General features: G+C 60.9%; 13 protein-coding genes. 11 read left to right on the forward strand and 2 right to left on the reverse strand.

The annotated features are described in order from the left end of the window. Positions 1-172: 172 nt before the first annotated feature. The 7 genes from omp10 to WI754_RS01400 all read left to right on the forward strand — a co-directional run bounded on the left by omp10 (position 173) and on the right by WI754_RS01400 (position 8,836). Positions 173-538, forward strand: coding sequence for an outer membrane lipoprotein Omp10 (omp10, locus tag WI754_RS01370; protein WP_349435813.1), 366 nt, complete (start codon positions 173-175; stop codon positions 536-538). A 571-nt stretch (positions 539-1,109) separates the two neighbouring features. Beyond that, a complete protein-coding gene (locus WI754_RS01375) occupies positions 1,110-2,177 on the forward strand; it encodes an IS110 family transposase (protein ID WP_349433383.1) in 1,068 nt (355 codons plus the stop codon). A 274-nt stretch (positions 2,178-2,451) separates the two neighbouring features. After that, positions 2,452-4,362: a 5'-nucleotidase C-terminal domain-containing protein gene (locus WI754_RS01380; protein WP_349435815.1), complete on the forward strand. Its 1,911-nt coding sequence runs from the start codon at positions 2,452-2,454 to the stop codon at positions 4,360-4,362. A 132-nt stretch (positions 4,363-4,494) separates the two neighbouring features. Continuing rightward, positions 4,495-5,529 carry a ferrochelatase gene (gene hemH, locus WI754_RS01385; RefSeq protein WP_349435816.1) on the forward strand — a complete coding sequence of 345 codons (1,035 nt, stop codon included), beginning with the start codon at positions 4,495-4,497 and terminating at the stop codon, positions 5,527-5,529. Between the two features lie 240 nt (positions 5,530-5,769). Next, positions 5,770-6,777, forward strand: a complete 1,008-nt coding sequence (locus WI754_RS01390) for an SPFH domain-containing protein (RefSeq protein ID WP_349435818.1) — start codon at positions 5,770-5,772, stop codon at positions 6,775-6,777. 3 nt (positions 6,778-6,780) lie between these two features. Beyond that, complete coding sequence (locus WI754_RS01395) at positions 6,781-7,239, forward strand: NfeD family protein (protein WP_349435819.1); 459 nt, start codon at positions 6,781-6,783, stop codon at positions 7,237-7,239. A 94-nt stretch (positions 7,240-7,333) separates the two neighbouring features. Continuing rightward, on the forward strand, positions 7,334-8,836 hold the full coding sequence (locus WI754_RS01400; RefSeq protein WP_349435821.1) for an outer membrane beta-barrel protein: 1,503 nt from the start codon (positions 7,334-7,336) through the stop codon (positions 8,834-8,836). A gap of 60 nt (positions 8,837-8,896) precedes the next feature. On the opposite strand, the gene galU is transcribed toward WI754_RS01400, so the two are convergent. Further along, positions 8,897-9,784 (reverse strand): UTP--glucose-1-phosphate uridylyltransferase GalU, encoded by an 888-nt coding sequence (galU, locus tag WI754_RS01405; RefSeq protein WP_349435822.1) that lies wholly within the window; start codon positions 9,782-9,784, stop codon positions 8,897-8,899. 304 nt (positions 9,785-10,088) lie between these two features. Here galU and WI754_RS01410 point away from each other — a divergent pair, with 304 nt between their 5' ends. From WI754_RS01410 to WI754_RS01425, 4 genes are all read left to right on the forward strand, one after another. Continuing rightward, complete coding sequence (locus WI754_RS01410) at positions 10,089-11,309, forward strand: lytic murein transglycosylase (RefSeq protein WP_349435823.1); 1,221 nt, start codon at positions 10,089-10,091, stop codon at positions 11,307-11,309. Between the two features lie 121 nt (positions 11,310-11,430). After that, the gene (locus WI754_RS01415) at positions 11,431-12,657 is read left to right on the forward strand and encodes a DUF459 domain-containing protein (RefSeq protein ID WP_349435824.1); all 1,227 of its coding nucleotides are present in this window, start codon (positions 11,431-11,433) and stop codon (positions 12,655-12,657) included. Positions 12,658-12,757: 100 nt separating this feature from the next. Beyond that, positions 12,758-12,979 carry an antitoxin MazE family protein gene (locus WI754_RS01420; protein WP_349435825.1) on the forward strand — a complete coding sequence of 74 codons (222 nt, stop codon included), beginning with the start codon at positions 12,758-12,760 and terminating at the stop codon, positions 12,977-12,979. Beyond that, positions 12,976-13,299, forward strand: a complete 324-nt coding sequence (locus WI754_RS01425; protein ID WP_349435826.1) for a type II toxin-antitoxin system PemK/MazF family toxin — start codon at positions 12,976-12,978, stop codon at positions 13,297-13,299. The genes WI754_RS01420 and WI754_RS01425 overlap by 4 nt, the downstream gene beginning before the upstream one ends. Before the next feature lie 115 nt (positions 13,300-13,414). Here the strand turns inward: WI754_RS01425 and WI754_RS01430 are convergent, their stop codons facing one another. Next, positions 13,415-14,869, reverse strand: coding sequence for a glutamate synthase subunit beta (locus tag WI754_RS01430; protein WP_349435828.1), 1,455 nt, complete (start codon positions 14,867-14,869; stop codon positions 13,415-13,417). Between the last annotated feature and the right edge of the window lie 12 nt (positions 14,870-14,881).

The following is a 14,881-nucleotide window of genomic DNA, read 5'->3' on the forward strand; positions in this document are numbered from 1 at the left end:
CGGCTGATTACGCTTCAAAAATTCAACACCCGGGGAACGATCCCCGGGTGTTTTTCGTTGACCGCCGAATAATCCCGCCGTGCTCGTGCCCCACTCTTGCTTTCAACTCCTGATCACGGCATGGTTTTTTCAACCGAAAGACAGCTTTCCGCGCAGCATCCGGGAGACATATATGAAGCCGATCGCCATCCTGACCCTTCTGTCCGCAGCAGCGGCGCTGGCCTCCTGCATGGGCCCGCGCGAAGTGCGCCAACTGCCGCCCGCTCAGGCACCGGCTGGCGTCGAAGGGTCTTGGACCGATCCGAACGGCATCGTCTCGACATTCGCAGGCGGCACCTTCACGACGCGGACCACCGACACCAACCAGGTCCTGGCCTCCGGAAACTACGTCAATCTCTCGCCCAAGCTGGTCGAAATCAACATGACCTCGATGGTCCGCAACACCCAGTCCAAGGTCAACTGCGCCATGGTCAGCCAGACGCAGCTCAACTGCACCACGGATTCCGGCGCGCAGTTCACGCTTATCCGCAGGAGTTGAGCCGGCTCACGACAGACTGAAAAGCCTCCCTCCGCGGAGACTTCAGGTTGCTGACAAAGTCGGGCATTCCACTTCTCCGTCACTACCGCCCGTGTGGCGGTAATCCAGCCGCGCGATGTCTATCGCGTGAAAGAGTCCCTTGCGCCCAAGGACTTGGGCGCACTGGATACCCGCCACAAGGGCGGCTATGAGGGACGGTAGACGTGCGCTTTTCGAACGAGGATGTCCCAATACAGTCTGAAGCCTTCCCGCGCGGAGGCTTTTTGCCCAAACCCTTGGTTTTTAACCTTGCCGGGAAATGGTTGCAAAGAGCTGATTTTGCGACTTGATGTCTGCGGCGTCTGATGAAACCATCGCGGTCGATACGGCTGTCACGGAACAATCGCAACTGTGGTCTAATCCGCTGTGCTGCCTGCCTAACCCGCCAAAACAGGAGGTGGCATGAAAGAGGCCGCGCCCGCTGAGAGAACGGATCACTGAGATGCAGGTGATGATCGAGGGACAGTCACACTTCCAGCCTTTCGGCTTACCTTATTGGGGTTTCGCAGATCTCAATAAGGGAGTTAGAAGCATGACTGCCTCTTATGAATACCATATCGGCGTGGACTACCACAAATCCTACAGCCACCTTGTTGTCCAGGACAGTAGCGGCAAGACGCTGAGATCAGGCCGGGTGAAGAACAATCGCCAGTCGCTGGGCGGCTTCCTGGAACGCTATCGCCAGAACTCGCATGCGGTTGTCGAAGCGACGCGCAACTGGATGGTGATGTACGACTGGCTCGACGACATTTGTGATGATGTCGTTCTCGCCCATCCGTTAAAGGTCAAGGCGATCGCCGACGCCAAAATCAAGACCGACAAGATCGATGCCACGGTTCTGGCACATCTGCTTCGCGCCGACCTGGTGCCGGAGGCCTGGGCGCCAACCGAGAAGTCACGGGAGCTGCGCGTCGCCCTGCGCGAGCGGATGTTTTACGTGCGGCTACGCACGATGACGAAGAACCGGATCGTCACCGTCTTTGATCGCTATCCGGAGCAAACGGCACTGCTGAGGAAGCTCGGCGACCTGTTCGGCAAGGCCGGCCGCGTCCAGCTGGCGCAAGTGAAGGTCTCGGAAATCGACCGCATCCAGATCGACCGTGGCCTCGACTTCATCGGCGACATCGACGTCCGGATCAAGCAGTCGGAAGCAACGATCCGAGCGATGACCAAGGCCAATGCCAACGTCAAGCTGTTGAAGACGATCCCCGGTATCGGCGAGTTCTTCGCCCGGCTGATTGACGCGGAGATCGACGACATATCGCGGTTCCGCAACCCGAAGAAGCTTGCCGCCTATGCCGGCCTTGTGCCCTCGACCTACTCCTCCGGCGGCAAGACCTATCACGGCAAGATCATCAAGCAGGGCAACAAGTGGCTGCGCTGGGCTTTCGTCGAGGCGGTGGCCCCCGCCATCGCCAGCGATGCGCAGCTGCGCGCCCAATACGAACACCTGAAGATCAGAGGAGTGAACAAGGCGCGCGTGGCCATTGCACGCAAGCTTTTGACGATCGCCTTCCAGATCCTGCGTGACCAGCGCGCCTATGAGCCGCGCGACACCAGCACCAGGGAAGGCGCGTCGACGATATCCCGGTTGTCCTGATGACAGTCTAGCGAGCCCGGCAGGACTGGGCTGCGCTCTTACAGGAGAATGGGAAGCCGGGAGCCGAACGCCACTCTGTGACCGAAGCCACAAGCATCAGGGTCACGCATTGGAGAATGGTTCAAGAACCGAAGGACAGCAAAAGCAATCTGTCCGGCGGGAAAGAAGGACTTTGCCGATCGGCGCGATTGCCGGTCAAACATTAACCGAACCCAAGGAAAAAGCCGCCAAATGGTGGTGTTCTGCTCCTTGCGTTCTTTCATTGGAGACATACATGATCAGACATTTGCGAACCGGGCTGATGACGGCCTCGATCCTTGCGCTTTCAACCAGCGCCGCCTTCGCCGATTATGAATTGAACATCCTGCACATCAACGATTTCCACTCCCGCATCGAATCGATCAACAAGTACGATTCCACCTGCACGGCAGAGGAAGAAGGCAAGAACGAATGCTTCGGCGGTGCTGCCCGGCTGAAGGTGGCGATCGACCAGAAGCGCGGGGAACTGGCTGGCAAGAACGTGCTGCTTCTGAATGCCGGCGACAACTTCCAGGGATCGTTGTTCTACACGACCTACAAGGGTGCCGCCGAAGCCGAATTCCTCAACCTGATGAATTTCGACGCCATGACCGTCGGCAACCATGAATTCGACGACGGCGAAGACGGGCTCGCCACCTTCCTCGACAAGGTCACTTTCCCGGTTCTCTCCTCCAACGTGCTCGCCGGCTACAAGTCGAAACTCATCGATCGCATCAAGCCCTCACTTGTGCTTGATGTCGGCGGCCAGAAGGTCGGCATCGTCGGCGCGGTCACCAACGACACGGCCGAAATCTCTTCGCCGGGCGACAATGTGCTGATCGGGATTGACGTCGACACCATCACGACTGCCGTACAGGAACTGAAGAAGCAGGGCGTCGACAAGATCATCGCGCTCACCCATGTCGGCTATCCGCGCGATCTCGCCGTGATCGCTAAAATTCCGGATGTCGACATCGTGGTTGGCGGCCACTCGCACAGCCTGTTGTCCAACACGGACGAGAAGGCCGAGGGCCCATACCCGACGATGGTCGACAATCCCGGCGGCTACAAGGTACCGGTCGTTCAGGCCGGGTCCTACAGCAAGTATCTCGGCGACCTCGTCGTCACCTTCGACGACAGTGGCGTCGTCAAGGCGGCCAAGGGCGATCCGATCCTGATCGATTCCAAGATCAAGCCGGACGAAACGATCCTCGCCCGCATCAAGGAACTGGCAAAGCCGATCGAGGAGCTGAAGACCAGGATCATCGGCAAGACCGACGCGCCGATAGATGGAAGCCGCGAATCCTGCCGCGCCCGCGAATGCCAGATGGGCGACCTGGTGACCGACGCCATGCTTGACCGCGTCAAGGGCCAGGGCGTGACCATCGCCATCACCAACGGCGGCGGTCTCAGGGCGTCGATCGACGCCGGCGACGTCTCGATGGGCGAAGCGATCACCGTCCTGCCGTTCCAAAACACGGTTGCGACCTTCCAGATCAAGGGTGCCGACATCACCGCGGCGCTTGAAAACGGCCTGGGCCAGATCGAGGAAGGCGGCGGCCGCTTCCCGCAGGTGGCCGGCATGAAGTTCGCCTTCGACAAGTCCAAGCCCGTTGGCAGCCGCGTCTCGAACATCGAGGTCAAGGAAGGCGAGACCTTCGTCCCGCTTGATCCGGCCAAGACCTACAATGTCGTCTCCAACAACTTCATGCGCAATGGCGGCGACGGCTATAGCGTCTTCAAGACCAAGGCCGAAAACGCCTATGACTACGGTCCGGGCCTCGAGACGGTTCTCGCCGACTACCTCACGGCACACAATCCCTACAAGCCGATGACCGACGGCCGCATCACGGAAATCGCCGCTGCGACAGAGACCCAGCCCTCGGCGCAGACAAGCACCGACACCGCTGCAAAAACCGTGACGCCAGAGGTGAAGCCGGCCGAACAGACCAAGACGGAAACCGCGACACCGGAAACCAAGCCGGCAGCAGAAACCGCGGCAGCGGCAGAGACCAAGCACGTCATCGTCAAGGGCGACACGCTCTGGGCTCTGGCGAAGGCCATCTACGGCAATGGCGAACTCTGGAAAACCATCGCTGCGGCCAACGGCAACCCGGTTCCGGAAAAGCTGGAAATCGGCAAGGAACTGCAGATTCCCGCCAAGTAAGACAATATGTCTCTTGTCCAAGGACCGGTCCGGGCTTTCCCGGGCCGGTTTTTCTTTTTAAGAACGGCATGAACCGTGGGGCAGCCTTTCCGTATAAGAGGGGCACAACCCCGTCACATGCAGGATATCCAAATGACCGCCGCCACCGATATGACCACCCCGAGCCACCCGCCCGTCAAATTCGGAAAAGTGGGTGTGTTGCTGGTCAATCTCGGCACGCCCGACGGCACCGACAAGGTGTCGATGCGACGCTATCTCAAGGAATTCCTGATGGATCGGCGCGTTATCGAATGGTCGCCGTTCTTCTGGTATCCGATCCTCTTCGGCATCGTCCTCAACACCCGCCCGGCCAAGGTCGGCAAGGCCTATGAGACGATCTGGAACAAGGATCTGAACGAGAGCTACCTGCGCACCTATACCCGCGACCAGGCGGAACGGATGGCGAAATCCTTCGCCGATATGCAGAATGTGCGGGTCGATTGGGCAATGCGCTATGGCCAGCCATCGATCCAGTCGAAGATGGAGGAACTGCAGAAGGACGGCTGCGAAAAGATCCTCGTCTTCCCGCTCTACCCGCAATATGCGGCAGCGACCACGGCGACCGTCAATGACGAGGCTTTCAAGGCGCTGCTGAAAATGCGCTGGCAGCCGGCTTTGCGCACCGTTCCTCCCTATCACGACGATCCCGTCTATATCGACGCTTTGGCGAACTCGATCACGGGCCACCTCGCGACACTCGACTGGGAGCCGGACGTGGTGCTCGCCTCCTTCCACGGCATCCCGCAATCCTATTTCGACAAGGGCGACCCCTATTACTGCCAGTGTCAGAAGACAGCCCGGCTGCTGCGCGAAAAGCTCGGCTGGCCGAAGGAAAGGCTGCAGGTCACCTTCCAGTCGCGCTTCGGGCCTGAGGAATGGCTGCAGCCCTATACCGACAAGACGGTCGAGAAACTCGCGAAGGAAGGCACCAAGCGCATCGCCGTCATCAATCCGGGCTTCGTCTCGGATTGCCTGGAGACGCTGGAAGAAATCGCCGAACAGGCCGCTGAGAGCTTCCACCATTCAGGCGGCGAGAAGTTCACCCACATCCCTTGCCTCAACGACAGCACGGACGGCATGAAAGTGCTGGAGCACGTCGTGCGCCGGGAGTTGCAGGGCTGGGCCTGACCACCCTCCCCTTGAGGGGGAGGGTCGGACCGCAGGTCCGGGGTGGGGTGACCGCCCGCGACACCCAACGGATCACCCCCACCCGCGACTTCGTCGCGACCTCTCCCCTAAACGGGGAGGTGGAGGGAGATCAGAACATCCCGGGAAATTCCAACAATCCTTGCAAATATCCCTATCAACTGCCACGTCTTATCCTAGAGTGCGCCAACAACAGGATGCATCCAACAGGAGAAACGCCCAATGCCTCTGGCCGGACTGGATATTGCCGTCATTGTACTCGTGGTCCTGGCCATTCTCGTCATTTTCAAGGGGGTCAAGACTGTCCCGCAAGGCTATCGCTACACTGTCGAACGTTTCGGCCGATACACGAAAACCCTTGAGCCCGGCCTGAACATCATCATCCCCTTCATCGACGGCATCGGCGCCAGGATGAACGTGATGGAACAGGTGCTCGACGTGCCGACGCAGGAGGTCATCACCCGCGACAATGCGAGCGTATCGGCCGACGCCGTCGCCTTTTACCAGGTGCTGAACGCCGCCGAGGCCGCCTATCAGGTATCCGATCTGCAGACGGCCATTCTGAACCTCACCATGACCAACATCCGCTCCGTCATGGGTTCGATGGACCTTGACGAGCTGCTGTCCAACCGCGACACGATCAACGACAAGCTGTTGCGGGTCGTCGATGAAGCCGTCGGCCCCTGGGGCATCAAGGTCACCCGCGTCGAGATCAAGGATATCCAGCCGCCGAAGGATCTGGTCGATGCCATGGCCCGGCAGATGAAGGCGGAGCGCGAGAAGCGCGCCCAGGTGCTGGAAGCCGAAGGCTCGCGCAACGCCCAGATCCTGCGCGCCGAGGGCGCCAAGCAATCGGCGATCCTGCAGGCCGAGGGCCAGCGCGAAGCTGCTTTCCGCGACGCAGAAGCGCGCGAACGCCTTGCAGAAGCCGAAGCCAAGGCGACGAAGATGGTCTCGGAGGCCATCGCCGCCGGCGACGTGCAGGCGATCAACTACTTCGTCGCGCAAAAATACACGGAAGCCATGGCGTCGATCGGCACCGCCCCGAATTCGAAGATCGTGCTGATGCCGATGGAGGCCTCATCGCTGATCGGTTCGCTCGGCGGCATCGGCGCGATCGCCAGGGAAGTGTTCGGCGATGGCGGCAATTCGCCGGCCCCCGTGCGGCAGGCGACGCCGCGCACGGCGCCCGTCCGTAATCCCTTCGCAACGCCCCAACAGGAAAGCTGATCCATGATCGAGCGCATCATCCTTGAACTGGGTCCCTGGGGCTGGTGGGCGCTGGGTCTCATGCTGCTGGCAGCGGAAGTCGTGGCGCCCGGCATGTTCCTCGTCTGGATCGGCATTGCTGCCATTTTGACCGGCGCCGTCTCCCTGCTGCTCTGGGAAACCAGCTTCTGGGTCTGGCAGGTGCAGCTGGTGTGCTTCGCCGTCCTTTCCGTGCTTGCGGTTTTCGCCGGGCGCCGCCTGCTTGCCCGCTCCGCCGACATGTCGGACGAGCCGCTCCTCAATCAGCGCGGCGCCCGCCTGATCGGCCGCACCGCCGTGCTTGAAAAGCCAATCACCGAAGGCCGCGGCCGGATCCGGCTCGACGACACGACATGGACCGTCAGCGGGCCGGACTTGCCCGCCGGCGCCCGCGTCAAGGTGACCGGCAGCAGCGGCGGCCAGCTGACCGTGGAAAGCGCCTGAAATTAAAGGCGAAAGCCGTTTCGGAAAGGAATGGTTAACCACATCCGTTTACGGTTGCTCAACACTGGTAAACGGATTTCCGGGCATTCGGCAGATGACGCCAATCTTTCCACGCACGAAGAGGACTTGCGTCCTTCGCCCGGCCGCTGCTGCCTGGCTCGTTGCCGGTTGTGCGCTATTTTCGCCCTGGACCGTCGCCGCCCAGGCTCTTGTTCCAGTGCCCGACGGCACCGGAACGACGGCTTCCGACGACCCTGCAACAACCACACCCGGCACGACGAATGCCAACGCTGCCGCAATCGCCGCTACCGCGACCGGTGAGGATGACGCCGCCCTCACCACCGGCTCGATCAGCACCGATGCAGGCGAACCGCTGCTCAACGATCCGAGCATCGATGAGGACATGGCTCGCACCAATCTGCGCGAAAACACCGTCGATGGTCTGCGGTCGCAACTCGATCTCGAACGCGACGACGCGCCCGGCATCCGGCTTGGCAGCTTCATCCTGAAACCGGCCCTCGGCCAGACCTTCAATTACGAAAGCACGAAGACCGGCAGTTCGAAGGAAACCCGCAGCTATCTCGAAACCGGCCTGAAAGGCACGCTGACCTCCGACTGGTCGCGTCACCAGCTATCCGTGACCGGCGAAGGCACCTGGCAGCGCAACGTCTCCGGTTCCGGCGAAACCGAACCGACCGCCGACATCGAGGCTGCCCTTCGCCTCGACATCGGCAACGACACCACGGGAACGTTGAAGGCCGGCTATCATTTCGAGCGCGAGGATGCGACCGATCCGAACGCAATCAGCGACGCGAGCACGCAGTCGGGCGTCAACCAATATACGCTCGGCGCCGGCATTGCGCATGACTTCGGCATCCTGCGCGGCTCCGCCAAGGTGGATTTCGACCGTTACGTCTATGGCGATGTGGATCTCAGCGACGGCTCAACATTGTCGCAGCAGGACAGGAACCGCAATGCGGGCGCTGTCACCCTGCGGGCGGGCTACGAGCTCTCGCCGGCACTCGTCCCGTTCATCGAGGCGTCCGCCGGAAAATCGGTCTACGACCTGCGTACAGATACGTCCGGTTTCGCGCGATCCTATGACAGCTACGGCGGCCGGGCCGGCGTCGAAGTCGATCTCGGCGAAAAGCTCAACGGCGAAATCGCGCTCGGCTACGAGACCTACCGCTTCGACGACAATCGCCTCGATAATCTGAGCGGCTTCACCATCGACGGCCTGCTCAACTGGTCGCCCCAGCGCGGCACCAACATAACCTACGGCATTTCGACCGGCATCGAGCCTTCGACCACGGCCGGCGACAGCGGCGCACTCGCCTATACGCTGAGCAGCAACGCGACGCATGAGCTCCGCTCGAACCTGGTGGCCCGCCTGTCGAACAGCCTGACCTTCCGCAACTATCCCTCCGGCAGCGTCTCGGAGGACCAGAGGGTCTGGCTCGCCGGCGCCGGCCTCACCTGGGACCTGAACCGTTATCTCGCCCTTACCGGCGATGTCGGCTACGAGCGCACCACGCAGGATACCGGCCCCTCGACGAATATTGCGCGCGTCGGCGTCGGCCTAACGCTGCGGCGTTAAACACGTAAAAGCCCCGCCTGCTTTGCCGCAAGCGGGGCTTTCTCTCATTCAAGCGCGAGCCTACTGCAGCTTCGCAACGAGCGCCTTGAACTGGGCTTCGACAGCCGGGCGGATGTCGGCGCGCTCAAGCGCAAAAGCGACGTTCGCAAGAATGAAGCCATCCTTGGCACCACAGTCGAAAGTCTCGCCACGGAACAGATAGCCGGCGAAATCCTGGGACTTGAGCAGCTTCAGCATGCCGTCCGTGAGCTGGATTTCGTTCCCTGCTCCACGCGCCTGATTTTCCAGGATAGAGAAGATTTCCGGCTGCAGGATGTAGCGGCCGTTGATGAAGAAGTTGGACGGTGCCGTACCCTTGGCCGGTTTCTCGACCATGTCGGTGATGCGGAAACCGTCGCCGACCTTCTCGCCGACACCGACGATGCCGTATTTGTGCGCCTGGTCCGGTTCGCACTCCTCCACCGCGACGATGTTGCCGCCGCTCTGCGAATAGAGATCGATCATCCCCTTCATGCAGCCCGGCTCGCCGCGCATGATCATGTCCGGCAAAAGCAGCGCAAAGGGTTCGTTGCCGACGATCTCGCGGGCGCACCAGACGGCGTGACCAAGCCCCAGCGGCTCCTGCTGGCGGGTGAAGCTCACCGAGCCCGCCTTCGGCAGTTGCTGCGCCAGAAGCGTCATCTCGGCCTTCTTGCTGCGCTCGCGCAGCGTCTGCTCAAGCTCGAAATGAATGTCGAAATAGTCTTCGATCACATGCTTGTTGCGGCCTGTGACAAAAACGAAATGTTCAATGCCTGCTTCGAGCGCCTCGTCGACGACATACTGGATGATGGGCTTGTCAACGACCGTCAGCATTTCCTTGGGAACGGCTTTGGTCGCGGGCAGAAATCTTGTTCCAAGACCGGCCACGGGGAACACGGCCTTACGAACTTTACGCTTGTCAGTCATTGACATCTCCAGAATCACGACATTGCGATCTTAAACGGGGAAAATTGTTATCAATAGGGATTAAGCGGCAAATTGCTATTTTTTTGCGAAGGAAGACGATGCCGCCTATTCATGGTAAAGAATTTGTTGACTTCATTTTCGTAAGATTCCCACTCTGGCGGTTGCCTTTTGGCTGAACGGCCCGAAAATGGAACCACATGCATGTAACCTGTGCATGAAGCTGGCTCTAAGACTGTAAATTTGCGCACCGCCGATCAGACCACACGATCCTGTGCGGAGCGCCGACCAACGGAAACGACAGCTGATGACAAAGACCCGAAAAAATCTCCTTTGCCGTGCCGCAGCCGCGTTCATCACAGCCACAGCCCTGTTTGGCTCGTCACCCGCATTCGCCGACGCCAGTTTCGAGACCTGGATCAACAGCTTCTATGCCACGGCGGCAAAGAGCGGAATCACCAAGGCCACCTATCGCCAGGCTTTCGCAGGTATAAAGACGCCCGACCCGGACGTGCTTGAGAAAGCACGCTATCAGCCCGAATTCAAGCACAAGATCTGGGAATATATCGACAGCCGCGTGAACCCCTATACGCGCAAGATCGGACAGGAAATGGCGGTCAAGCATGGCCGAACGCTGGCCGCGCTAGAGCGCCACTTCGGCATCGACAAGACCATTCTTCTGGCGATCTGGTCGATGGAATCCAATTATGGCGCGGTCCTGGAGAAGGACGAGCGGCTGCACTATGTTCCGCGCGCCTTGGCCACCCTTGCCTATGCCGATCCGAAACGGGCGAAATATGCCAAGACCCAGCTGATCGCCGCCTTGAAGATCCTGCAGAACGGCGACATCAGCCCGCGCGAGCTGAACGGCTCTTGGGCAGGCGCCATGGGCCACACGCAGTTCATTCCGACCAGCTATCTGCTCTACGCCATCGACGCCGATGGCAATGGCCACAAGGACATCTGGAATTCCGTACCGGATGCTCTGGCGACAGCCGCCAATCTGTTGAAGAAGAACGGCTGGCAGCCGGGCCAGACCTGGGGTTATGAAGTCGCGCCGCCGCGGGACGGCAGCCAGTATGCCGGCCAGACGAAGACGCTGGCGCAATGGGCAGCCCTCGGCTTCACCCGCCCGAACGGCAAGGGCTTCCGCAACACGGACCAGCGCGCTGAGCTGAAAATGCCCGGCGGCGCCGTCAGTCCCGGCTTCCTGATGACCAAGAACTTCTTCGTCATCAAGCGCTACAATGCGTCCGATTCCTACGCGCTCGGCGTCGGCCTGCTTGCCGACGAAATCGCCGGTTACGGCGGCATGCAGCAGGCATGGAGCCGCCCGGACGGTTCGCTCGACATCAAGCAGAAGTTCGAGCTGCAGTCCCGCCTGAAGGAACTCGGCTACTACGACGGCGAGGTCGACGGCAATTTCGGCTCCGGCTCCAAGGCCGCCATCCAGGCCTTTCAGAGCCGCAACGGCCTCGCCCCTGATGGCGAGCCGACCCAGCATCTGTTGAAGGCTCTGCGGAACTAGGTCAGGCCCTCAATTGCGGCGCATTCCTGCGCCACGATCGGCCGATAGCTCCTAAAGGGAGCCAATGCGCATCCTCCGCTGCGCATTGGCTTTAGCGCGAAAGACGCCCGGTACAAGTTCCATGAGCATGAATACGGCATTCAGACGTGGCATGAGGTGGCTGCTCAATGGCCTGATCGTCATTGCGGTCGGCGTCACGGCATTCGTGATCGAGCCGCCACGACAGGCCGGTGCCCAGGAACGCCGGTCAATCCTCGACATGCTGTTCGGCTTCGGCCGGCGGCGGCCGCCGCCGGTCTATGAAGACGTTCCGATCTACGAGCCCCGGCAACGGCAGCCGCAGCAACAGCGCCAGAAGCCAAGAAAGATTAAGCAGAAGGCTAAGCCCGCTCCGGTCGAGCCCGCGCCCGTCGTGGTTGAAAAACTGGACAATGCCAAGAAGGTTCTGGTCGTCGGCGATTTCATGGCCGGCAGTCTCGGCGACGGATTGAAAGTTGCCTTCGAGACGACCCCAGGTATCGTCATCGAAACCCGCGCCAACGGCTCCTCCGGCCTGGTGCGCGAGGATTATTTCAACTGGCCGGAAAGCCTGCCGGTCTATGTCGCCGAGCTGAAACCGTCGATCGTCATCGTCAGCCTCGGCGCCAACGAACGCCAGCAGATGTCGATCAACGGCGAGAAGGAAAAATTCCGCACCGACCGCTGGCTTGCCGAATATACGCGCCGCACCGGCGCCTTCGCAGCGCTCGCGCGCAGCGAGAATATTCCCCTGCTCTGGGTCGGCATGCCGCCTTTCCAGTCTACCGCGATGACCGCCGACATGGTCACTCTGAACGGCATCTTTCGCACGGAAACGGAAAAGGTCGGCGGCACTTTCATCGATATCTGGGACGGTTTTGTCGACGAGGGCGGCAAATTCGTCATGACCGGCTCTGATATCAACGGCCAGCAGGTCCGCCTGCGCGGCTCGGACGGGGTCAACCTGACCAAGGCCGGCAAACGCAAGCTTGCCTTCTATGTCGAGAAGGATATCCGCAAGCTGCTCGGTGATGCGGCCGCTTCAACCCAGGACATTCCAGGCGCCGACGGTATGAAGGATCTCGTCGTAGCCGCCCCGACCGCCAACGAAGACATCATCCAGACCCAGCCGATCAGCCTCGACGACCCCAATCTCGACGGCGGCGCAAGCCTTCTCGGCGGGCCGGCGACGCTCACCAGCAACGGCAAAAGCCCACGCGACCGCCTCGTCGAAAAAGGCGAAATCGCCGAGGCCCCGGCCGGACGGGTGGACGATTTCCGGCTCGCGAAGCCGGAAACGGTGATCAGCAATCCGGTTATCCGGAACTGACCCGCGACGATCGCGGTATCACGCCTCGACGCTAAAGCTGTGACTTAACGATTGCGATCCTTTTCGTTACATGTAACAGAAAGTAAAGGAGCTTTGATCCGTGCCGACACCGGTAAACCAGAGGGTTCAAAAGCGCCGCGAGAATCTGCGCGCCGCAGGCCTGCGGCCTTTGCAAATTTGGGTCCCAGACACACGACGTCCAGGATTTACCGAGGAATGCCGCCGCCAGACGTTGCTGGTGGCAAAGGCCGATACGGCCGATCGGGATTTACGGGACTTTATGGATGCGGCCCTTGCCGATCTAGATAGCGGCGGCGAATGAGGCGCGGTGATCTCGTGACGGTCGCCATGCCCGGCGATTTCGGTAAACCGCGTCCTGCCCTCGTCATTCAGTCGGATCAATTCTCCGCCACAGCGACACTCACAGTGTTGTTGCTTTCCAGCATGCTGGTAGACGCGTCGCTGATCCGGCTGACCGCGCATCCGACTCCGGCAAACGGTCTTCAAAAGCCGGCGCAGATCATGATCGACAAGGTCATGACGGTAAGACGTGACAGGCTTGGAGAGACCTTCGGTCGCATCGATGAAGAAACGATGATTTCCGTCAATCGATCGTTGGCCCTGTTCTTCGGCTTTGCCTGACCATTGCAGGAAAATCATAAACTCAACGACCAATCCTAAACTGCGCGGTGCGTCCCATCCGACATCCGCGCAGTCTTGATCTTGTTCTATTGAACTACGACGGCTCCCGTCGCCTTTACCGCGGCAGCACGGTCGAGCCCATCAGCGCCTCGTCGATGGCGCGGGCCGCCTGACGGCCTTCGCGGATCGCCCAGACGACCAGCGACTGGCCGCGACGCACGTCGCCGGCCACCCAGAGCTTGTCGACCGAAGTGCGGTAGTCCTTGTCGTTGGCGACGACATTGGTCGAGCCGCGGCGGTCGGTGTTGATCGTCAGCTTGTCGCCGAGATCCTTCAGCACGCTGTCGGTGAACGGACCGCTGAAGCCGATGGCGATGAAGGCGAGATCGGCCTTGATGACGAATTCCGTGCCGGCGATCGGCTTGCGGCGCTCGTCGACCTGGCAGCATTTCACGCCCGTCAGCATCCCGTCCTCGCCGACGAATTCGAGCGTTGCCACCTGGAACTCGCGCACGGCGCCTTCGGCCTGGGAGGACGAAGTGCGCATCTTCGTCGCCCAGAACGGCCAGACGGCGAGCTTGTCTTCCTTTTCCGGCGGCATCGGACGGATATCCAGCTGCGTCACCTTGACGGCGCCCTGGCGGAAGGCGGTGCCGACGCAGTCGGACGCCGTGTCACCACCGCCGACGACGACGACATGCTTGCCGCCGGCCAGGATCGGATCGGACGGCCAGCCGATGCTGTCGATGTTCTCGCGGCCGACGCGGCGGTTCTGCTGGACGAGATAGGGCATCGCGTCATGCACGCCGGCGAAATCGACGCCCGGAATACCGGCATTGCGCGGTGTTTCCGAACCGCCGCAGTAAAGCACGGCATCATGCTCGTCTATCAGGCTGTCGACTGTGCGGTCGACACCGACATTGACGCCGCAATGGAACGTCACGCCTTCGCCGCGCATCTGGTCGACGCGACGGTCGATGAAGTTCTTTTCCATCTTGAAGTCCGGGATGCCGTAACGCAGCAGACCGCCGGGCTTGCTTTCGCGCTCATAGACATGAACCTCATGGCCGGCGCGGGCGAGCTGCTGTGCCGACGCCATGCCGGCCGGGCCGGAACCGATGATCGCAACCTTTTTGCCGGTCTTCGTGACGGCCGGCTGCGGCACGATGTAGCCCATCTCATAGGCCTTGTCGGCGATCGCCTGCTCGACGGTCTTGATCGCGACGGGCGCATCCTCGAGGTTCAGCGTGCAGGCCTCCTCGCAAGGAGCCGGGCAGATCCGACCAGTGAATTCCGGGAAATTGTTGGTCGAATGCAGGTTGCGGATCGCCTCGTCCCAGTTGCCGTTGTAGACGAGATCGTTCCAGTCGGGGATCTGGTTGTGCACCGGGCAGCCGGTCGGGCCATGGCAATAGGGGATGCCACAGTCCATGCAGCGCGCGGCCTGCTTCTGCACTTCCGGGTCCGACATCGGGATCGTGAATTCGCGGAAATGCCGAATGCGGTCGGACGCCGGCTGGTACTTCGCCAGTTGCCGGTCGATTTCCATGAAACCTGTAACCTTACCCATGTTTCGTCCCTT

The sequence above is a fragment of the Pararhizobium sp. A13 genome, assembly GCF_040126305.1.
Lineage (GTDB): Bacteria > Pseudomonadota > Alphaproteobacteria > Rhizobiales > Rhizobiaceae > Pararhizobium.